At 70.4% G+C, this 19,979-nt stretch carries 15 protein-coding genes and 2 pseudogenes; 15 read left to right on the forward strand and 2 right to left on the reverse strand.

Features of this window, described 5'->3' with window-relative positions:
- Positions 1-571 precede the first annotated feature (571 nt).
- A complete protein-coding gene (locus ACFWI4_RS16385) occupies positions 572-1,138 on the forward strand; it encodes a hypothetical protein (protein WP_387196196.1) in 567 nt (188 codons plus the stop codon).
- A 329-nt stretch (positions 1,139-1,467) separates the two neighbouring features.
- Positions 1,468-2,213 (forward strand): annotated as a pseudogene (locus ACFWI4_RS16390) (IS5 family transposase); the annotation flags it as partial.
- Positions 2,214-2,490: 277 nt separating this feature from the next.
- On the opposite strand, the gene fxsT reads toward ACFWI4_RS16390, so the two are convergent.
- Both fxsT and ACFWI4_RS16400 read right to left on the reverse strand, forming a co-directional pair.
- The gene (fxsT, locus tag ACFWI4_RS16395; protein ID WP_387196198.1) at positions 2,491-5,502 is read right to left on the reverse strand and encodes an FxSxx-COOH system tetratricopeptide repeat protein; all 3,012 of its coding nucleotides are present in this window, start codon (positions 5,500-5,502) and stop codon (positions 2,491-2,493) included.
- Positions 5,499-5,945, reverse strand: a complete 447-nt coding sequence (locus ACFWI4_RS16400; protein WP_387196200.1) for a trypco2 family protein — start codon at positions 5,943-5,945, stop codon at positions 5,499-5,501. The genes fxsT and ACFWI4_RS16400 overlap by 4 nt, the downstream gene beginning before the upstream one ends.
- A gap of 266 nt (positions 5,946-6,211) precedes the next feature.
- Here ACFWI4_RS16400 and ACFWI4_RS16405 point away from each other — a divergent pair.
- From ACFWI4_RS16405 to ACFWI4_RS16465, 13 genes and pseudogenes are all read left to right on the forward strand, one after another.
- Positions 6,212-6,662 (forward strand): annotated as a pseudogene (locus ACFWI4_RS16405) (signal peptidase II).
- A 677-nt stretch (positions 6,663-7,339) separates the two neighbouring features.
- On the forward strand, positions 7,340-8,974 hold the full coding sequence (locus ACFWI4_RS16410; RefSeq protein ID WP_387196203.1) for an acyl-CoA dehydrogenase family protein: 1,635 nt from the start codon (positions 7,340-7,342) through the stop codon (positions 8,972-8,974).
- Positions 8,975-9,231: 257 nt separating this feature from the next.
- Positions 9,232-10,527, forward strand: coding sequence for a GAF domain-containing protein (locus ACFWI4_RS16415; protein WP_387196206.1), 1,296 nt, complete (start codon positions 9,232-9,234; stop codon positions 10,525-10,527).
- 160 nt (positions 10,528-10,687) lie between these two features.
- Positions 10,688-12,034 (forward strand): hypothetical protein, encoded by a 1,347-nt coding sequence (locus ACFWI4_RS16420; RefSeq protein WP_387196209.1) that lies wholly within the window; start codon positions 10,688-10,690, stop codon positions 12,032-12,034.
- A 160-nt stretch (positions 12,035-12,194) separates the two neighbouring features.
- Positions 12,195-12,767, forward strand: coding sequence for a GNAT family N-acetyltransferase (locus ACFWI4_RS16425; RefSeq protein WP_387196212.1), 573 nt, complete (start codon positions 12,195-12,197; stop codon positions 12,765-12,767).
- A 163-nt stretch (positions 12,768-12,930) separates the two neighbouring features.
- On the forward strand, positions 12,931-13,014 hold the full coding sequence (locus ACFWI4_RS16430; protein WP_309486338.1) for a putative leader peptide: 84 nt from the start codon (positions 12,931-12,933) through the stop codon (positions 13,012-13,014).
- Between the two features lie 136 nt (positions 13,015-13,150).
- Positions 13,151-14,845 (forward strand): nitrite/sulfite reductase, encoded by a 1,695-nt coding sequence (locus ACFWI4_RS16435; protein WP_387196215.1) that lies wholly within the window; start codon positions 13,151-13,153, stop codon positions 14,843-14,845.
- The gene (locus ACFWI4_RS16440) at positions 14,842-15,021 is read left to right on the forward strand and encodes a hypothetical protein (protein ID WP_339132180.1); all 180 of its coding nucleotides are present in this window, start codon (positions 14,842-14,844) and stop codon (positions 15,019-15,021) included. Before ACFWI4_RS16435 ends, ACFWI4_RS16440 begins: the two co-directional genes overlap by 4 nt.
- A complete protein-coding gene (locus ACFWI4_RS16445) occupies positions 15,018-15,728 on the forward strand; it encodes a phosphoadenylyl-sulfate reductase (RefSeq protein ID WP_387196218.1) in 711 nt (236 codons plus the stop codon). Before ACFWI4_RS16440 ends, ACFWI4_RS16445 begins: the two co-directional genes overlap by 4 nt.
- A complete protein-coding gene (gene cysC / locus ACFWI4_RS16450) occupies positions 15,725-16,315 on the forward strand; it encodes an adenylyl-sulfate kinase (RefSeq protein ID WP_387196221.1) in 591 nt (196 codons plus the stop codon). Before ACFWI4_RS16445 ends, cysC begins: the two co-directional genes overlap by 4 nt.
- Positions 16,312-17,250: a sulfate adenylyltransferase subunit CysD gene (gene cysD, locus ACFWI4_RS16455; RefSeq protein WP_339132177.1), complete on the forward strand. Its 939-nt coding sequence runs from the start codon at positions 16,312-16,314 to the stop codon at positions 17,248-17,250. The genes cysC and cysD overlap by 4 nt, the downstream gene beginning before the upstream one ends.
- Before the next feature lie 2 nt (positions 17,251-17,252).
- Complete coding sequence (locus ACFWI4_RS16460; protein WP_339132176.1) at positions 17,253-18,608, forward strand: GTP-binding protein; 1,356 nt, start codon at positions 17,253-17,255, stop codon at positions 18,606-18,608.
- 232 nt (positions 18,609-18,840) lie between these two features.
- Positions 18,841-19,962 (forward strand): aliphatic sulfonate ABC transporter substrate-binding protein, encoded by a 1,122-nt coding sequence (locus ACFWI4_RS16465; RefSeq protein ID WP_387196226.1) that lies wholly within the window; start codon positions 18,841-18,843, stop codon positions 19,960-19,962.
- Positions 19,963-19,979 lie beyond the last annotated feature (17 nt).

Consider the following 19,979-nt stretch of genomic DNA (forward strand, 5'->3'; position numbering starts at 1 on the left):
TCGTCAACGGCACGATTTCCCCCTCTTCCTCCCTCCGCCCCGTCCGGCAAGCGGGCACGGTAGCGGTCTCCTTATCCGGCCCGGCTATTACCGCATCTCACTGACGTCCACTTGCGGCTACACCGGACGCTCCCGCCCAACACCTCTATTACCACACGCCATTACAGGCACACCAAAACAACTCCCACACCACCAGGCAGCGCGGCTTATTTCGTTGGTTCATACGAATCATTGCCAATCGGGGGCGTAGACCTCCAACGCGCGCCCCTTTGCGTGCTGCGCGCTTCCGATGCTGAGCTGTGCGAGGAACTTAGGCCCCAATGTGGGGCGTCCACATGTATGGCATGCGGGAGGTGGACGCGTCGTGAGTGTCATGAACAAGCTGCAGAACGCTACGTGGCGGGACTGACTGAGGAGGGCGATCCAACTGACCGCCGGCGGCTGGCTGACACGGGCTTTCGTCACCCAGGGGTTGCCTAGCGCCGATTCTTGGGCCTCGGTACTTGCGCTCGTCATCACCCTCTTATCACCTCTGATCCAGAACCCTCCGACTCAAAAGACGCTTAAGGATGTGCTGCCCGAGCTCCATACAGATGTCAGGCGGTACTGGTCCAGCGAGCGCAAGCAGCGCGGCCTGCATCGCAGACCCCTCGCATCCGTCACGTTGACCCACGCATCAGGGCCGACTCCTACCACGTCGCTGGTGTTGGACTACGGCGTATGGGAGGTAAAGGACTACGCCAAGAAGGTCGCCGATCTCTTCACGAGTGGCCAGACCCCCGGCAAAACCATAATTTTCGACGAGGGAGGGACGGGCAAAACAACCTTCGCCATTGTGCTCAACTACGGACTCGCTAAGCGCGACGGGTGCGTACCCCTGCACTTATCGTTGGCATCCTGGAGCCCGCGCGACGAGGCGTTCCCCGAGTGGCATGAACGGCAAGTCGTCACCACCTTCCCGCGTCTGCGCGAGCTCCTGCCTACACCCGAGTCTCTGCTGCGCGAGTTTCTGATCAGTGACGAGGTGTTCCTCATCCTCGATGGCCTCGACGAGTTGCGAGACGGTCAGGCCCAAGACACCGCTCTTGAAGAGATCGACAAGTCTATCGACGATGACATGCCACCGTCCTGCTGCTGACACGCGGCGATCCCGCACTGCTGTCACTTCCAGGCTCACAGCCCCTGAAGCTCGAACTGCTGAACGGAACTGCCTCGACGTACTGCACACCTGCGGCATCCTGCGCCAGGAAGGATCCCTGTACAGCTTCCAGGACGAAGGCCTCCAGTCGCACCTGGCTCAGTGATGCCGTGACGCGGGTCCGAGCATCGACCCGGTCGCCCATTGTCTACGCTGCCGACTGCGCCTCCGCCTGATGTGCGACTGACCTTTCGCGGTCCTGCCGATTCATACGGCTTTGGTGACGGAGTTCCGCTAGGCGGTTTCGTTTGGATCTTCTGCTCGTTGGTCTGGATGTGTCGTTGACTGACGCGCAGTGGGTGCGGATTGAGCCGTCGCTGCCGGACCGGACGCCTAAGCGCGGTGGCCGGTGGCGTGATCACCGTGAGGTGATCGACGCGATCGCCTTCAAGTTCCAGACCGGTTCGCAGTGGGTGCACCTGCCGGCGAAGTACGGCAACTGGCGGGGTATCTACAACCGGCTGCGGATGTGGGCCGTCGACGGCACGTGGGAGCGAGTGTTCACCTCGCTCATGGCCCAGGCAAACCCTGACGAGGACCTCGACTGGGCCGTGTCGGTGGACTCCACGATCGTCCGCGCGCACCAGCACCCGGCAGGGGCCCGCAAAAAGGGGCCGCGGCCGGCGAGCCCGCCGACCACGCCATCGGACGCTCCCGCAGCGGGCTGACCACGAAGATCCACCTCGCCGCGGACGGCCGGTGCCGACCGTTGGCCTTCGTGCTGACCGCGGGCCAGCCGGGCGACGCTCCCGCCTTCACCACGGTGACGGCCCGTCTGCACGTCCCCCGGCCGCGTGGACGGCCGCGCACCAGGCCCGACGTCGTCCTGACCGACAAGGCGTACTCCTCGCACGCCATCCGCGACCACCTGCGCAGACGGCGCATCCGCACAGTGATCCCCGTCCCGGCGGACCAACGGGCGAACCGGCTGCGGCGCGGCAGCCGCGGAGGCAGGCCGCCCGCCTTCGACCGCCAGGCCTACAAGCAGCGCAACACCGTCGAGCGGTGCATCAACGGGCGCGCCGTGCGCCAGGGCGGCGCTGGCCGCCAGCGGCGGGATCAGCACCGGCTGGTGCACGGCCACGCCGACCGCGACCAGCACCAGCAGTGCCCCAATGGCAGGGCGACCGGCGCGCGTCGCGTGCCAGGCGCGGCTTCCCAGCGTGGCGGCTTGGCGGTGACGGACATGCGGAGGTTCCCTGATCAGGCAGTATGCGATCCCAGGATCCTAAACAGTCTGTTGACGTTTCAAGAATCCTCCTACCGGTCAGGCGAAACTACTCCGCTCCGAGTCACCAACTGGAGCGCCGCCAGGCGTCCAGCTTCCGACGGAGGGTGATGGTCTCGGGATGGTCGGGGCCGTGGATCCGCGTGTGCTCGATGACCGCTTGTTCGAGCAGGACACCGAGAAATTTGCGAGTGCTGGTCGTAACGGGGTGGTTGGGTCGGATTTGTTCGTCGTCGGCGAGCGCCCGTTCGGCCAGGGCTATGGCTTCGGCGAGGCGGCCCACCTGGTGGTAGAAGAGGGCGAGGTTGGTGCGGGTGGTGTTGGTGGCTTGGTGGGTCGGGCCGAGGATCCGCTCACTGTCCGAGAGGATCTTTTCCTGGAGGGGGATGACTTCGGCTGCGCGTCCGAGCTGCCAGTAGCAGGTGGCGACGTTCTCTCGGTGGCGGAGGGTGTCGGGGTGGTCCCGGCCGAGGATCTGCTCGCTCTTCAGCATGACTTTCTGGTGGAGTTCGAGGGCTTTCTCGGTCTCCCCCTTACGCCAGAGATCGGACGCGGCGTTGCCGAGGGCGTTGAGGGTGTCGGGGTGGTCCGTGCCGTTGATCCGTTCGAGGTCGGGCACCGTTCGTCGGTTGAGGGCGGCGGCCTCCGCGGTGCGCCCAGCCTGAGCGTAGGAGGCTGCGAGTTGACTGCGCGCTTTGACGGTGTCGGGGTGTCCTGGGCCCTTGGTCTGCTCGAAGTGGGCGAGCACCTGCTCTTCGATGGCGATCGCCTCGTCGGTGCGGCCCGCCTCGTAGAGCGTGGTGGCAAGGTTGGCGTAGGCGGTGAGGGTGAAGGGGTCGCCGGGGCGGAGGTTCCGTTCGCAGTCGGTCACCGCGTGCTGGTGAAGCGCAATGGATTCGTAGAGGAACCCCGCCCGCTGGTGGGCGGTGGCGATGTTGATCCGGGCGGTGAGTGTGCGGCGGTGTCCGGGGCCGATCCGCCGGGCGCAGTCCTCGGCCAGGGCCTGCCAGTAGGGGATCGCGAGCCTGGCCAGGCCGTTGTCGAGGAGACTGTTTCCGGCCCGCTGCAGGACTGGGTGCGGAAGGGGCGTCCACAGATGGTTGCCGACGTGGCGGGCGAGGGTGTCGGTGTTGGTGCGCAGTGCGTCGGCGAGCTCGGGGTGGGGCTGGTCGGCGTCGGGCCAGACGTCGGTCAGGGCGTCGGCGGCCGCGGTGGCCAGGCGGGGCAGGTCCGCGGGAGGGGTGCTCTCGCGCACCGCGCGGGCGGTGAGGGCGTGGATGCGCACCGCGCGGGCCTCGTCGCGCCCGTCCCGGGTGATCAGCGCGTAGCGGTGCAGGAGGTTCAGGGCGCTGTTGGCCTGGGCGGGGGTGGGAGCGGGCGGGCGGCGGCGAAACACCCAGCGCCTGCGGTCGACGAGTCCGTCCGCGATCGGTGCGGTGTCCCACAGGCTCCGGGGGTGGCCGGCCGGGTCGAGGAGAGCGGTCAGGCGCAAGACGGGGGTGGCCAGCGGGTCGAGGGCCTGGACGGCGTCGAGGGAGAGCAGGAGGGTGGCAGTGATTCGGCGGAGGTTGCCCTCGTCGTCCGGGGCGGGCGGGAGGACCTGGTCGAGGAGGGCCTGTCGCGCGGCGAGGACCTCCAGGTAGGCGGTGCAGCCGAGCTCTTCGTGGATCATGTACGCGGTGGCATGGCTCAGCGCGAGCGGGAGGTGGCCCAGCGCCTCGGCGAGCGCGGGGGCCCGGCCGTCGAGGAAGTAGGCCCGGTCGGCGGCGGCCAGCCGGGCGTCGAGGTAGGCGGCCGACTCGTCGGGTTCGTAGACGTCGACGGAGACGACGGTGCGGCCATTCTCGTTGACCTCGGCGTCGCGCCGCCGGGTGGTGGCCAGCACCCAGCCGGCGCCGGTGAGGCTGACCGGCCACCAGGGGCGCAGCGCGTCGGGGTCGGTGATGTCGTCGAGCACCAGCAGCCAGCGGCTGGATGTGGCGGCCAGCCATTCCAGGAACACCCGGGCGTTGTGCTCGGGGTCCTCGCCCTGCGCACCTGGAAGCTTGAGGCGTTTCGCGGCCTGCGCGTACTGGGTGACAACCTGTTGCAGTCCGGTGGCGTCCACCCACATCACCAGGTCGGTGCCCTCTTTGATGGCGTGGGTTGCGTAGGAGGCGGCCAGTTGGCTCTTGCCGACGCCGCCGCCACCGGAGAGCACCTGGGTGAGCACCACCGTCCTCGTGCGCGAGCGGGCCTCGTTGATCTGCTTCTGCAGGATGGCGCGCGGCTGGAAGGCGGTCACCAGGGCGGGTGCGCGTCCGAGTACCACCGGCCAGGACGCCTCCGGGGCCAGCGGATCCCGGTGGCGGTCGCTGACGTCTTCGAGGAACGGCTCTCCGCCGCCGTGTTTCGTGACAAGCCCGAGGAACCCGTCGTCCGCCAGCAGGAAGCGGACGGGGTAGGCGTACTGGCGGCGCCCGCCGTAGGCCTCGTTGACGACGCCGACCAGGCGGCCGTAGCAGAACACGGCGGTGCCGGAGGCGCCCGACCACTGCTGCTTCGGGGCAGCCGACTCGGGTGGCCAGGTGCTGGTGTCCAGGACCAAGGCGTCCAGGCCGTCGGTAGCAACCGGTGAGAGCTTCCCGCGGAGGTGCTCGACCGGGTTCTTCACCGGGCTGCGCCCCGTCAGGTCCCGGGGGTCGGCGAACCGGGGGAACCCGAAGCCCTGGTACGGGAGTGTGGTGATGCCTTTGATCCGGCCCCAGCGCACCGGCGGTGCGGTTTCCGTGGGCACGGGCTCGTCCAGCAGGAGCAGGGCCACGTCGGGGGCGTCCCCGGGCACGGGGCCGGGCCGGGACCAGCAGACCCGGGCCTTGCGCCGGACAGGCGGCGGCGAGGGCGCGCCGGTGCGCGGATCACCCACCTGCACCTGGATCTCCGGCAGCGGGGTGCCGTCCGAGTCGGTGACGACGTGGCGTGCTGTCAGCACCAGGCACGGCCCGAGGAGCCAACCGGAGCCGTACCTCACGTACCCGGTCCTGCGGCTGACCTTCACCAGGGTCAGCCGGGCCAGGTCCTGCTCGGTCAGGTTCATCGGGGCGCGTCACCTTCACCAGGCAGTGCGCGACTCCGCGTCGCTCCCGGGCGGCGTGCGGCGGGATCGTCCCATTCGGTGTTCCGTGCTGCCGCCCCCTCCGCGTCGTTGCCCCCCGCGCCGCCAAGGTTCCAGTCGGAGCCGGGCCGGTACTCCTCCCGATCGATCTCAACCGGGCCGTTCACCGCGTCGTCCCGCACGTTCAGCACGAGCACCAGCTTGTGAGTGCGGCTCTGCCCTGCGGCCCCGCCAGCCTCGGCCCCGGCCGCGCCGATGGACAGCTGCGCCTTGCCCGTGGCGTCCTTGCGGACCTGCACCTCCAGGTGCAGTTCGGCCTTCTCCACCTCGAACCGGAACTGCTCCCGCCGGCCCTCGTCCTGGGCCCGGTACAGCTGCAGCCGCAGGTCCTCCAACGCGCTCGCCACGTCGTCCTTGTGGTCCACTGCTCCCCCACCGATCAAGCCGATCATCTGACGAACCGGCACATCCGGACCCGATCATGCCCTTCTCGCCCGTCCGACATACCCGGAACGCCCGGATCCGCACGGACCGCGCGGAACACCGAACGGCCCGGGGCAACGGGCGGAAATCGCTCCGGGTACGTTCCTGTGGGGAGGGCCCCGCCTGCAGCCCACGGGGACCGAGAGCGCGAGGAGAGCGCGCCAGCGACCCGACGCCGGACGACACGACGAAGGGCCACGCCTCCACCGTGCTCCGGTGGGTGTTGCTGCTACGGGCGGTCGCCGCCGCGTACGTCGTCAACCTGGGCAGCAAGCTGGCGGTGGTCGCCCGACTGGAGGGACGTTCGTCCGTGCAGTTGATCGGCAGCTGGCTGGAACTGCGGGTGCAGCGCAACCCGCGTTCCATCGGTGAGGCGGCGACGATCGTCTTCACCTGGTCGCCTCGGCCGTCGTCGTGGTGGTCCGGCTCTCCCGCCGTCTGGCCAGCACCTCGTGGGCGCTCTCGCTCGGCCTGCTGCTCGGCGGCGCCCTCGGCAACCGCACCGACCGGCTGTTCCGCTCCTCGGCGGCGCGCAGGGCGCGGTGGTCGACTTCATCGCGGTCCGCGACTTCAGCATGATGAACCTCGCTGACTGGGCGATCACCTGCGGCTGCGCCCTCGCCGTCGTCCTGTCCTTCCGCGGCACCTCCCGAGCCTGACCCCTGCCACCGCCACCGACACCGCCCCGGAGGCCGAAACCGCCGGCAACGGCTCCTGAACGAGCCCGAACCCCGAACCACCTTCGGCCCGAACGGACTTCAGTCCCCGACGGGCCAGCGCGGGTCGTCCTCAGGGTCGGCGTGCCCGATCCACTGCCGCTCCGGGGTGACGGTCATGCCGTAGTCGTACACGGGCCGGTTCGCCGAGCCGCTCCGACTGCGCCCAGGCGGCGTCCAGCAGTCCGGCGAGGCGCCGGGGCCGCCCTGGGTGACGCGGACACCGTCGGGAACGTCGGACAGGGCCTATGGCCTCTCGTTCCGATCGCAGGGTTCCCAGACCTCGGAGGGCCTCCGTCCTCGTTCCAGGAGGTAACCCAAACCTGCCTTCCACGGGGCCATCAGCGCCGCCAGGATCGCGGACCGGGGCGCGCGCCGCCATCGGGCACGACGACACAGGTCTCGCGAGCCACCGAACTCAGACGACCTGCGCAGGCTGACCTGCTTCACATGGGACCCACAGGTCAAGGAGGCAGCTGGCTTCCACTGGAGACCCTCTGACGCCCGACACCCATCCACTGAAATACTGAATGAGATGCTGAACGACTGAGTGACGCCTGACACGAGAGGATCGCGTTCCCGCCCGGCCTGAAGGCCGGATTCCCTGCGAGGATCAGGGCATGGCAGCCAGCACCCACACCGTGACCAACCAGGCTCCGCCCCTGGTGGGATATGACGTATTCGCCGCCGACCGGGCCCTCGTCGAGGCGGTCGACCGGCATCTCGATCCGGAGCTTCTCCAGGAGGCGCGTGAGGAACTGTCCTCGCTCGGGCGGACGACGGGTTCCGCCCAGGTTCAGGAATGGGGTGCGCTGGCCAACGAGAACCCGCCGAAGCTGCGCACCCACGACCGCTACGGCAACCGGATCGACGAGGTCGAGTTCCACCCGGCCTGGCACCGGCTCCTCGGCAAGGGCGTGTCGGCGGGGCTGACCTCGGCGTGGACCCGGCCCGGCGGACACCTCAGGCGCGCGGCGGGCTTCGTGATCTGGACGCAGGCCGAGGCGGGCAACGGATGCCCGCTGTCGATGACCCACGCGGCGGTGCCCGCGCTGCGCACCGACCCGGCGCTCGCCGCCGAGTGGGTGCCGCGGCTGACGTCCGCCGTCTACGACCAGGAACTGCGTCCCGCGTCCCAGAAGGCTGGCGCGCTCTTCGGCATGGGCATGACGGAGAAGCAGGGCGGCAGCGACGTCCGCGCCAACACGACCGAGGCGAGGCCCCTCGCGGAGGACGGGACGTACGCGCTCACCGGGCACAAGTGGTTCTGCTCGGCGCCGATGTCGGACGGTTTCCTCGTGCTCGCTCAGGCCCCGGGCGGGCTGACCTGCTTCCTGGTGCCGCGGGTCCTGGAGGACGGCACCCGTAACGTCTTCCGGATCCAGCGGCTCAAGGACAAGCTCGGCAACAGGTCCAACGCGTCGAGCGAGGTCGAGTTCGACGGGACCTGGGCGCGCCGGGTGGGCGACGAGGGGCGCGGGGTGCGCACCATCATCGAGATGGTCGCGGCGACCCGGCTCGACTGCGTGCTCGGCTCGGCGTCGCTGATGCGGCAGGCGGTCGCGCAGGCGATCCACCACTCCACGTACCGCGAGGCGTTCGGCGGCCGTCTGGTCGACAAGCCGCTGATGCGCAACGTCCTCGCCGATCTGGCGCTGGAGTCGGAGGCGGCGACGACGCTGGCGATGCGGCTGGCGGCGGCGTACGACGACGGGAGCGAGCAGGAGCGGGCGTTCCTGCGGCTCGCGGTGCCCGCCGCCAAGTACTGGGTGACCAAGCGGTGTACGCCGGTCGCGGTGGAAGCGCTGGAGTGTCTGGGCGGCAACGGCTACGTCGAGGAGTCGGGCATGCCTCGACTGCTGCGGGAGTCTCCGCTCAACTCCATCTGGGAGGGCGCCGGCAACGTGCAGGCGCTGGACGTCCTGCGCGCCCTCCAGCGGGAGCCCGGGGCCCTGGACGCGTATCTGCGGGAGGTGGGCCTGGCGCGCGGCGCGGATCACCGGCTGGACGGGGCCATCAAGAACCTGCTGACCGAACTCGCCGACCTGGACGGGATCGAGGCCCGCGCCCGCCGGCTGGTCGAGCGGATCGCGCTGGTGCTCCAGGGATCCCTGCTCGTGCGGTACGCGCCCCCCGAGGTCGCCGACGCGTTCTGCGCCTCGCGCCTGGGCGGTGACTGGGGCACGGGGTTCGGCACTCTGCCGCACAGTCTGGATCTGGCCACGGTGGTGGAGCGGGCCCGGCCGGTCGCCTGAGGAAGCGCTGACGCGGGGGTGGTGCTGCGCCGACACGGCACCACCCCCGCCGCTCGCCCCGTTCAGGAGCTCGGACACCGCACGGGCGGCGTCGCTGTCAGTTTCGAGGAACCTTGTGACCGTTGGCGAGAGTTGCAGACCGTTGCATTCCTTGTGCACCTTGTGCGAAGCCCCGGCGGAGGGCCCGGAGAGCAGGCACGATGTGTGATGACGGCGGTGCCGCGGCCCGTACGAGGTCCTTGTTTCGGGAGTGCTCTGTGAAGACCACATCGTTCGACCCAGCCCGTTTCGCACCGTCCGACGCGTCCGAGAAGGCCGGGCACCTCAAGGAGACCTGGACCGCGGCGGCCGGGGGCGAGCGGGGCGTCTTCGCCCCGCGTCCGCTGATCGACCGGTCCTGGCAAAGAGTGAAACGTTTCGGCGTCAAACCCGAACAGGGAACGGACAGCATCCTGCTCCAGCCGGACGAACTCGAACACCGCCGGACGTCCACCGCACTTGCCGATGTGATGCCGACCCTGCACGGCGGACTCGGGACGGTCGCCGACGCCTCGCTCCAGATCATGGTGGTCACCGACGCCGAGGGCCGGGTCCTGTGGCGCTCGGGGAACCCCGGCGTGCTGCGCCGGGCCGACGCCATCTGCCTGGAGGAAGGCGCCGCCTGGAGCGAGGAGACGACAGGCACCAACGCCATCGGCACCGCCCTGTCGGCGGACGTCCCCCTCCAGGTGCACTCCGCCGAGCACTTCGTGCGCGCCCTGCACGACTGGACCTGCGCGGCCGCCCCCGTCCACGACCCGCGCGACGGACGGCTGCTCGGGATCATCGACGTGAGCGGCCCCGGCAACACCTTCCACCCGGCCACCCTGGCCCTCGTCGACACCGTGTCAAGACTGGCCGAAAGCGAACTGCGGGCCGCGCATCTGACGGCCATCGAGCGGCTGCGCGCGGTGGCCGCTCCCCTGCTGGCCCGGCTGGACGGTCCGGCGCTGGTGGTGGACTCCCACGGCTGGCTCGCCGCCGTCACCGGGATGCCGCCCGTGGACCGGGTCCCGCTGCCCGACTCCTTCGGCGCGGGCCACAGCTGGCTGCCCTCCCTCGGCACCTGTGCCGTCGAGCCGATGCCCGGCGGCTGGCTGCTGCGCGTCACCGGCGCCGACGACCTGGGCAGCGCCGGCCGGATCGTCCTCGACCTCGGCGAGCCCCGGCGCCCGCACATCACCGTCTCGGGTACGGCCGGCAGCTGGGCCCAGGACCTGAGCCCGCGGCACGCGGAACTGCTCTACGTCCTCGCCGTGCACCGGCAGGGACGCAGCGCGGCCCAGCTCGCGGTCGACCTCTTCGGCGACCCCACCCGCACGGTGACGGTCCGCGCCGAACTGTCCCGCGTACGCCGCCGGCTCATCGGGCTGCTCGACCACCGGCCGTACCGCTTCCGCGAGGAGGTGGAGGTCGAGGTGCTGCTGCCCGACGACCCCCGGGACCTGCTGCCGCACTCCACCGCGCCCGCGCTGCTCGGAGCCCGCACACCGGCCGAACCGGCGCCCTCGTGACGGCGGGGCCGGGTGGAGCGAGCGTATTTCGGGGGCGTCTTCCGCGGTCTTTGTCCTGGCAGGGGGGTCACTGCCGTAGCATCCCCTCCACGGGCCACCCCACCCGTCTCTCCGTCAACGCCCTCGGCGGGGGAGGCAGTTGGCCTATCCGGGAGGACGCATGAAGCAGCGTGGCAGACACCGTCGCCGAAGAAGGGGCCAGGCGCTGCGCGCCACCCTGGCCGGAACCGCGCTCGCGCTCACCGCGGCCGCCACGCTGATCAGCACCTCCCAGGCCACCGGAGCCAACAGCCCCGGCGAGCTCACCGCGCTGCGCGCCGGCGCCTCCTCACAGCTGCGCCTCCACGAGAACCTCACCTCCCGCGAGACGCTCGACACGCTCAGCGGGAACATGGGCGGCAACGTCGGCGTCGACGGGGTCCTGAGCGACACCGACCACTCCATGCGCAACACCGCCGACTGCACGGGGGACGAGCGGTCCGCGCTGCCGGTCGAGCCGACGGCCACCCGTGCCTACTGCTGGAGCGACGCCGACGCCCGGAGCGCGCGCTGGCGTCCGCGTTCGGTGACCACCTCGGGCGACGCCGAGGACGAGGGCGCGTGGGGCACCCGCCAGGTGATCCTGGCCGGCTGGACCCACCGCGACGGGCGGGCGGCCGCGCAGGACCGGGACGAGGGACTGGCCCGGATCGCCTTCGTCGACGCCACCGACCCGGACGCCCTGCGCTACCGCTGGGTCCTGCTCGTCGCCCCGCGCGCCGGCGGCCGGGACTTCGCGCCGGTCCGCACCGGCCTCGGGGGCATGGTCTGGTACCGGGACAAGCTGATCGTCACCGCGGAGCACGGCGACGGCCTGCTCGTGTTCGACCTGCACCGGCTGCTGCGCACCGACGTGGACAGCCCCGCCGTGGGCCGGGTGGGCCGCGGGTACTCGGCGGCCGGCTACCGCTACGTGCTCCCCGCGATCGGCTCGTACGACCCGGAGGGCGGCTCGTGCACCCGCGGCCGCGACGACGCGGTCCCCTGTTTCGGCTCGCTCTCCCTGGACCGTACGACCGCTCCCGACAGCCTGGTGGCGACGGAGGCCGCCTCCGGCCGTCCCGAGCACACCCGTGTCTGGCGGTACGCGTTCAGCACCGCCGCCTACCGCACCGGGCTGCTGGCCGACGCCCAGGGGCACGTGGACGCGACCGAGGCCTACACGACCAGGGGATCCGCGATCTCCGGCGCCCTCTCGCACCGGTCCGCCGGCGCCCGCGAGGCCCAGTGGTACATCGGACGGCCGTCCGACAGCCGGGACGGGCACGGGTCCCTGTGGCGCCAGAGCGGGCACGGATCGGGGGCCGCCACCTGCACCGCCGACCAGTCGCACGCCTGCTGGGGCCTCGGCAGCGGGTCGCTGTCCTACTGGCAGCGGACCGGCGAACTGTGGAGCCTCAGCGACGCGACGGACCGCAGGGTGCTCTACGCGGTACCGCTGTCCTCGGTCGACGGCACGCTCGGCTAGCGCGGGGCGCCGGGCGCGGTCCGGGCGGTGCGACACGGGCGGCGCGGTCCGTGCGGGGCTTCCCGGACGGCCCGCCGGGCTCCCCGGCCGCTCGCGGGTCCGGCGGTCGAAGCGTGGACGCCTTTGGAGAGGCGCCCGGCCACGTGATTCCCTGGCCGTCATGAGCAACATCAGTGTGACCACCTGGTCCCTGGAGCAGACCGCCCCGGCCGACCTGATCCCCGCGAGCGCGCCCGAGGGGGAGCTGCGGATCGTCCGCGCCGAGATCCCCTCGCCCGAGTTCAGCCGCTTCCTCTACGCCTCGGTCGGCGGGGACATCCTCTGGACGGACCGGCTCGGCTGGACGTACGCGCAGTGGCAGGAGGTCCTCGGCAGGCCGGGCGCGGAGACCTGGGTCGCCTACGACCGGGGCACCCCCGCGGGCTACATCGAACTCGACGCCCAGGACGACGGGGTCGTGGAGGTCGCCTACTTCGGGCTCGTCCCCGCGTTCCGCGGGCGCCGGATCGGCGGACACCTCCTGTCGTACGGTGTCGCGCGCGCCTGGGACCTGGCCGGACGCTGGCCGGGGCGGGCCGAGACCAAGCGGGTCTGGCTGCACACGTGCAGCAAGGACGGCGAGCACGCGATGGTTAACTACCTGCGCCGCGGCTTCCGGCTCTTCGACACCAAGGTCGAGGAGGAGGCGGAGGCCGTCACCCCGGGCCCCTGGCCGGGCGCGTACGCCGTCTGACCCGTTTTGCACCGTGGTGACCACGGCTCCCGGCCCTCCCGGCGGCACCGCGGGAGGGCCGGTCATGTGATCGACAACACCCTCGTCTCGGGATTCGAGACCAGGGTGTCCACATGATGGATGACGGTGGACTGCCCTCAGATCCCCGTGACACGCTTCCGTCATGTCTGGAACTGGAATTGCCTTGGTGAGTCGGCGGCACGTCGACCTCGGCCGCATGTCCAGCGCCATCTGTCCGGCGAGCTGACCAGCCCAGCAGCGCCGACCCTCTCTCTTTTTGCGACCCTTGCGCAGTGCTGCGCCCATTCTTCCGTATGCACCCGTATGCGCAGGTCAGAGCCGCAGATCAGACCTGCCCCGCAGTCTCGAAGGACGTAACAACCATGGCCGCCACCCCGCAGGATCCAGCCGTCGCGCCCCGCCGCAAGGTGAGCCGTCACCGCGGTGAGGGCCAGTGGGCCGTAGGTCACTTCACCCCGCTGAACGGCAACGAGCAGTTCAAGAAGGACGACGACGGTCTCAATGTGCGGACACGCATTGAGACGATCTACTCGAAGCGGGGATTCGACTCGATCGACCCCAACGACCTGCGCGGCCGGATGCGCTGGTGGGGTCTGTACACCCAGCGCAAGCCCGGGATCGACGGCGGCAAGACCGCGATCCTGGAGCCGGAGGAGCTGGACGACAAGTTCTTCATGCTGCGGGTGCGCATCGACGGTGGCCGGCTGACCACCGAGCAGCTGCGCGTGATCGGCGAGATCTCGCAGGAGTTCGCGCGCGGCACCGCCGACCTCACCGACCGTCAGAACGTCCAGTACCACTGGATCCGCATCGAGGACGTCCCGGAGATCTGGGAGCGCCTGGAGGCCGTGGGTCTGTCCACGACCGAGGCCTGCGGCGACACCCCCCGTGTCATCCTCGGCTCCCCCGTCGCCGGCATCGCCGAGGACGAGATCATCGACGGCACCCCGGCCGTCGAGGAGATCCAGCGCCGGATCATCGGCAACAAGGACTTCTCGAACCTGCCCCGCAAGTTCAAGTCGGCGATCTCCGGCTCGCCGCTGCTGGACGTGGCGCACGAGATCAACGACGTCGCCTTCGTCGGGGTGAACCACCCCGAGCACGGGCCCGGCTTCGACCTGTGGGTCGGCGGCGGTCTGTCCACCAACCCGAAGATCGGCCAGCGCCTGGGCGCCTGGGTCCCGCTCGACGAGGTCGCGGACGTCTACGAGGGCGTCATCTCGATCTTCCGCGACTACGGCTACCGGCGCCTGCGCAACCGCGCCCGGCTGAAGTTCCTGGTCGCCGACTGGGGCGTGGAGAAGTTCCGCCAGGTCCTGGAGGACGAGTACCTGGAGCGCAAGCTGGTCGACGGCCCCGCCCCCGACCAGCCCGTCGCCCGCTGGCGCGACCACGTCGGCGTGCACCGGCAGCAGGACGGCCGCTTCTACGTCGGCTTCGCCCCGCGCGTCGGCCGCATCGACGGCGCCACCCTGACGAAGATCGCCGAGCTGGCCGAGGCGCACGGCTCGGGCCGGGTGCGCACCACCGTCGAGCAGAAGATGATCGTCCTCGACGTCGAGGAGGGACAGGTCGACTCGCTCGTCGAGGGCCTGGAGGCGCTGGACCTCACCGCCCGTCCCTCCACGTTCCGGCGCGGCACGATGGCCTGCACCGGCATCGAGTACTGCAAGCTCGCGATCGTCGAGACCAAGGCGCGCGGTGCCTCGCTGATCGACGAACTCGAGCGCCGCATCCCCGAGTTCGACGAGCCCATCACCATCAACATCAACGGCTGCCCCAACGCCTGCGCCCGTATCCAGGTCGCGGACATCGGTCTCAAGGGCCAGCTGGTGCTGAACGACGCGGGCGAGCAGGTCGAGGGCTTCCAGGTGCACCTGGGCGGAGCGCTCGGCCTGGAGGCCGGGTTCGGCCGCAAGGTCCGTGGTCTGAAGGTCACTTCGGACGAGCTGCCCGACTACATCGAGCGTGTCCTCAAGCGCTTCCAGGAGGAGCGCGAGGACGGCGAGCGCTTCGCCGTCTGGGCCACGCGCGCCTCCGAGGAGGCCCTGTCGTGAGCGAGCGCGCGGCACCGTTCTACTGCCCCTACTGCGGGGACGAGGACCTGCGACCCAGCGAACAGGGCCACGGCGCATGGGAATGCGCGGCCTGCAACCGAGCCTTCCAGCTGAAGTTCCTGGGACTGCTGTCCCGGGGCGTGCAGCAGGAAGAGCGTGGAGGGGCGGAGATATGACGGTCATTCAGCACGAGCGCACCGACGACGACTTGAAGGTCCTGGCCGAGCAGGCCGGGCGCGACCTGGAGGACGCCTCCGCGCTGGAGATCCTGCGCTGGGCCGCGGACACCTTCGGCGCGAAGTTCTGCGTGACCTCCTCCATGGAGGACGCCGTGGTCGCGCATCTCGCCTCGCGGGCCCGCCCCGGTGTGGACGTGGTGTTCCTCGACACCGGCTACCACTTCCCGGAGACCATCGGCACGCGGGACGCGGTCGAGGCGGTGATGGACGTCAACGTCATCACCCTGACCCCGCGTCGGAGCGTCGCCGAGCAGGACGCCGAGCACGGGCCGCGGCTCCACGACCGCGACCCGGACCTGTGCTGCAAGCTCCGCAAGGTCCAGCCGCTGGAAGAGGGCCTGACGGACTATCAGGCCTGGGCGACCGGTCTGCGCCGCGACGAGTCCCCCACCCGGGCGAACACCCCGGTCGTGGGCTGGGACGAGAAGCGCCGCAAGGTCAAGGTCTCCCCGATCGCCCGCTGGACGCAGGACGACGTGGACGCGTACGTCGCCGAACACGGCGTCCTGACCAACCCGTTGCTGACGGACGGCTACGCCTCCGTCGGCTGCGCCCCCTGCACCCGCCGGGTGCTGGAGGGCGAGGACGCGCGCGCCGGCCGCTGGGCGGGCCGCGCGAAGACCGAGTGCGGACTGCACGGATGACGACGAACACCGCGCCCGCCGCGGACCCCACGATCTCCCAGGAGCGGCAAGTGACGAGCGGAGCCACCGTCTGGCTCACCGGTCTGCCGAGCGCCGGCAAGACGACCATCGCCTACGAGCTGGCGGGCCGGCTGCGTGAGCAGGGCCACCGCGTCGAGGTGCTCGACGGCGACGAGATCCGCGAGTTCATCTCCGCGGGCCTCGGCTTCAGCCGCGAGGACCGGCACACCAACGTGCAGCGCATCGGCTTCCTGGCCGAACTGCTCGCCCGCAACGGCGTCAAGACGCTCGTCCCGGTCATCGCGCCCTACGCCGACAGCCGCGAGGCCGTGCGCGGGCGCCACCGGGAGAACGGCACGACGTATCTGGAGGTGCACGTGGCGACCCCGGTCGAGGTGTGCTCCGTACGCGATGTGAAGGGTCTGTACGCCAAGCAGGCCGCGGGCGAACTGACCGGGCTCACCGGGGTCGACGACCCCTACGAGGCGCCCGAGTCGCCCGACCTGCGCATCGAGTCGCACACCCAGACCGTCCAGGAGTCCGCCGCCGCGCTGCACGCGCTGCTCACCGAGAAGGGTCTCGCATGACGACCGTCGCCAGTGTCTCCGAGGAGACCGGGAGCAGCCCCTACACGCTGTCGCACCTGGACGCCCTGGAGTCCGAGGCCGTCCACATCTTCCGCGAGGTGGCGGGTGAGTTCGAGCGGCCGGTGATCCTCTTCTCCGGCGGCAAGGACTCCATCGTCATGCTGCACCTGGCGCTGAAGGCGTTCGCGCCGGCCGCGGTGCCCTTCACGCTGCTGCACGTGGACACCGGGCACAACTTCCCCGAGGTCCTCGACTACCGCGACCGGACCGTGGAGCGCCACGGGCTGCGGCTGCACGTGGCCTCGGTGCAGGACTACATCGACCGCGGTGTGCTGCGCGAGCGTCCCGACGGCACCCGCAATCCGCTCCAGACGCTGCCGCTGACGGAGAAGATCCAGTCCGAGCGCTTCGACGCCGTGTTCGGCGGCGGACGCCGTGACGAGGAGAAGGCCCGGGCCAAGGAGCGGGTGTTCTCGCTGCGCGACGAGTTCTCGCAGTGGGACCCGCGCCGCCAGCGGCCCGAGCTGTGGAACCTGTACAACGGCCGGCACGCGCCCGGCGAGCACGTCCGGGTGTTCCCGCTGTCCAACTGGACCGAGCTCGACGTGTGGCAGTACATCGCCCGCGAGGGCATCGAGCTGCCCGAGATCTACTTCGCGCACGAGCGTGAGGTCTTCCAGCGGTCGAACATGTGGCTGACCGCCGGCGAGTGGGGCGGCCCGAAGGACGGCGAGACCGTCGAGAAGCGGCTCGTCCGCTACCGCACCGTGGGTGACATGTCCTGCACCGGCGCCGTCGACTCGGACGCGACCACGCTGGACGCCGTCATCACCGAGATCGCCGCCTCCCGGCTCACCGAGCGCGGCGCGACCCGCGCCGACGACAAGATGTCCGAGGCCGCGATGGAAGACCGCAAGCGCGAGGGGTACTTCTAGACATGACCAGCACCACCGAACCCACCGAGCCCCTGTCGGTCGAACAGCTCTCGGCGACCACGCTGCTGCGTTTCGCGACCGCGGGTTCCGTCGACGACGGCAAGTCCACGCTCGTCGGGCGACTGCTGCACGACTCGAAGTCGATCCTGACCGACCAGCTGGAGGCCGTCGAGCACGCCTCCCGCAGCCGCGGCCAGGAGACCCCCGACCTCGCGCTGCTCACCGACGGCCTGCGGGCCGAGCGCGAGCAGGGCATCACCATCGACGTCGCGTACCGCTACTTCGCCACCGCGCGCCGCCGGTTCATCCTCGCCGACACCCCCGGCCATGTGCAGTACACGCGCAACATGGTGACCGGCGCCTCCACCGCCGACCTCGCCGTCGTGCTCGTCGACGCCCGCAACGGCGTCATCGAGCAGACCCGCAGGCACGCCGCCGTCGCCGCGCTGCTGCGCGTCCCGCACGTCGTGCTCGCCGTGAACAAGATGGACCTCGTCGCGTACGAGGAGTCGGTGTTCGCCGCGATCGCCGAGGAGTTCACGGCGTACGCCTCGGAGCTGGGCGTCCCCGAGATCACCGCGATCCCGATCTCCGCGCTGGCCGGCGACAACGTGGTGGAGCCGTCCGCGAACATGGACTGGTACGGCGGCCCGACCGTCCTTGAGCACCTGGAGACGGTGCCGGTCAGCCACGACCTGGCGCACTGCCACGCGCGGCTGCCCGTGCAGTACGTGATCCGCCCGCAGACCGCCGAGCACCCCGACTACCGCGGCTACGCGGGCCAGATCGCCGCCGGAACCTTCCGCGTCGGCGAGCAGGTGACGGTGCTGCCCTCCGGACGGACGACGACGATCTCCGGCATCGACCTGCTCGGCAAGCCGGTCGACGCGGCCTGGACGACCCAGTCGGTGACCGTCCTGCTGGCCGACGACATCGACGTCTCCCGCGGCGATCTGCTCGTGCCGAGCAAGGACGCGCCCGCGACCACGCAGGACGTCGAGGCGACCGTCTGCCACGTCGCCGACGAGCCGCTCACCGTCGGCCACCGGGTGCTGCTCAAGCACGGCACCCGCACCGTCAAGGCGATCGTCAAGGACATCCCCTCCCGCCTGACCCTCGACGACCTCTCGCTGCACCCGCACCCGGGCCGGCTGGTCGCCAACGACATCGGCCGGGTCAAGATCCGCACCGCGGAGCCGCTCCCGGTCGACTCCTACGCCGACTCCCGCCGCACCGGCGCGTTCATCCTGATCGACCCGGCCGACGGCACCACGCTGACCGCGGGCATGGTCGGCGAGTCCTTCGCCGCGCCGCAGCCGGTCAAGGACGAGTCCGACGACGACGGCTGGGACTTCTGACATGAACCCCATCGACATCTACTCCACGTTCGCGAAGGAGGGCGGCCGCGTCGGCAGCGGCGCCCTCGGCAGCGGGCAGGGCGGAGTGGCGCGATGTGCGCGATGACGTACGCGCACCGCTTGCGCGCCCCGTCCCCCCACCGGACGTCCCCGTTACGACGAAGACCTGCCGACCTCCCGGCCACGACCTGAGAAAGGCGTGACCGCCGGGCCACCGAGAGGAAAACCTCCCGTGCCTGCCATCCGCTCCACGCGCACCAAGCTGCTCGGCCGCGGTATAGCCCTCGTCACCGCTCTCCCCCTGCTCGCGCTCGCCGCGTGCAGCTACGGTTCCGAGGCCAAGGACGACAACGCGGCGGCCAAGGTCGCCGCCGGCTCGAAGAAGATCGACGGACTCGACTCCGTGAAGATCGGCTACTTCGGCAACCTGACGCACGCCACCGCGCTGGTCGGCAACCAGAAGGGCTTCTTCCAGAAGGAGCTCGGCGCCACCCAGGCGAAGTACCAGATCTTCAACGCCGGGCCCTCCGAGATCGAGGCACTCAACTCGGGGTCCATCGACATCGGCTGGATCGGCCCCTCGCCGTCCATCAACGGCTTCACCAAGTCGGGCGGCAAGAACCTGCGGATCATCGGCGGTTCGGCCTCGGGCGGCGTCAAGCTCGTGGTGAACCCCAAGAAGATCACGTCCCTGAAGGACGTCAAGGGCAAGAAGATCGCGACGCCGCAGCTCGGCAACACGCAGGACGTCGCGTTCCTCAACTGGGCCGCGGAGCAGGGCTGGAAGGTCGACGCGCAGAGCGGCAAGGGTGACGTGTCGGTCGTCCGCACCGACAACAAGATCACCCCGGACGCCTACAAGTCCGGTTCCATCGACGGCGCCTGGGTGCCGGAGCCGACCGCGTCCAAGCTTGTCGCCGAGGGCGGCAAGGTGCTCCTGGACGAGTCGGACCTGTGGCCCGGCAAGAAGTTCGTGATCACGAACATCATCGTGTCGCAGAAGTTCCTCAAGGAACACCCGAAGGTCGTCGAGGCGGTCCTGAAGGGCTCCGTCGAGACGAACAAGTGGATCAACGCCAACCCGGACGACGCCAAGGCCGCCGCGAACAAGCAGCTGGAGGCCGACTCGGGCAAGGCGCTGCCGGCGAACGTCCTCGACCCGGCGTGGAAGTCCATCCAGATCACCGACGACCCGCTGGCCTCCACGCTGACCACCGAGGCGGACCACGCGGTGAAGGCCGGTCTCCTGGACAAGCCGAACCTGACCGGCATCTACGACCTGACGCTCCTGAACAAGGTCCTGGCCGCCGCGGGTGAGAGCAAGGTCGACGACGCCGGTCTCGGCGTCAAGTAACCCCCGATCCCGATGAG

The sequence above is a fragment of the Streptomyces sp. NPDC127038 genome, from assembly GCF_042725875.1.
Classification (GTDB): domain Bacteria; phylum Actinomycetota; class Actinomycetes; order Streptomycetales; family Streptomycetaceae; genus Streptomyces.

What these genes read in the sequence shown, in the direction of transcription:
- fxsT (WP_387196198.1), bottom strand. Translation starts at nt 5,502, where the DNA reads ATGAACCTGACCGAGCAGGACCTGGCCCGGCTGACCCTGGTGAAGGTC.
- ACFWI4_RS16410 (WP_387196203.1), top strand. Translation starts at nt 7,340, where the DNA reads ATGGCAGCCAGCACCCACACCGTGACCAACCAGGCTCCGCCCCTGGTG.
- ACFWI4_RS16420 (WP_387196209.1), top strand. Translation starts at nt 10,688, where the DNA reads ATGAAGCAGCGTGGCAGACACCGTCGCCGAAGAAGGGGCCAGGCGCTG.
- ACFWI4_RS16425 (WP_387196212.1), top strand. Translation starts at nt 12,195, where the DNA reads ATGAGCAACATCAGTGTGACCACCTGGTCCCTGGAGCAGACCGCCCCG.
- ACFWI4_RS16430 (WP_309486338.1), top strand. Translation starts at nt 12,931, where the DNA reads ATGTCTGGAACTGGAATTGCCTTGGTGAGTCGGCGGCACGTCGACCTC.
- ACFWI4_RS16435 (WP_387196215.1), top strand. Translation starts at nt 13,151, where the DNA reads ATGGCCGCCACCCCGCAGGATCCAGCCGTCGCGCCCCGCCGCAAGGTG.
- ACFWI4_RS16445 (WP_387196218.1), top strand. Translation starts at nt 15,018, where the DNA reads ATGACGGTCATTCAGCACGAGCGCACCGACGACGACTTGAAGGTCCTG.
- cysC (WP_387196221.1), top strand. Translation starts at nt 15,725, where the DNA reads ATGACGACGAACACCGCGCCCGCCGCGGACCCCACGATCTCCCAGGAG.
- cysD (WP_339132177.1), top strand. Translation starts at nt 16,312, where the DNA reads ATGACGACCGTCGCCAGTGTCTCCGAGGAGACCGGGAGCAGCCCCTAC.
- ACFWI4_RS16460 (WP_339132176.1), top strand. Translation starts at nt 17,253, where the DNA reads ATGACCAGCACCACCGAACCCACCGAGCCCCTGTCGGTCGAACAGCTC.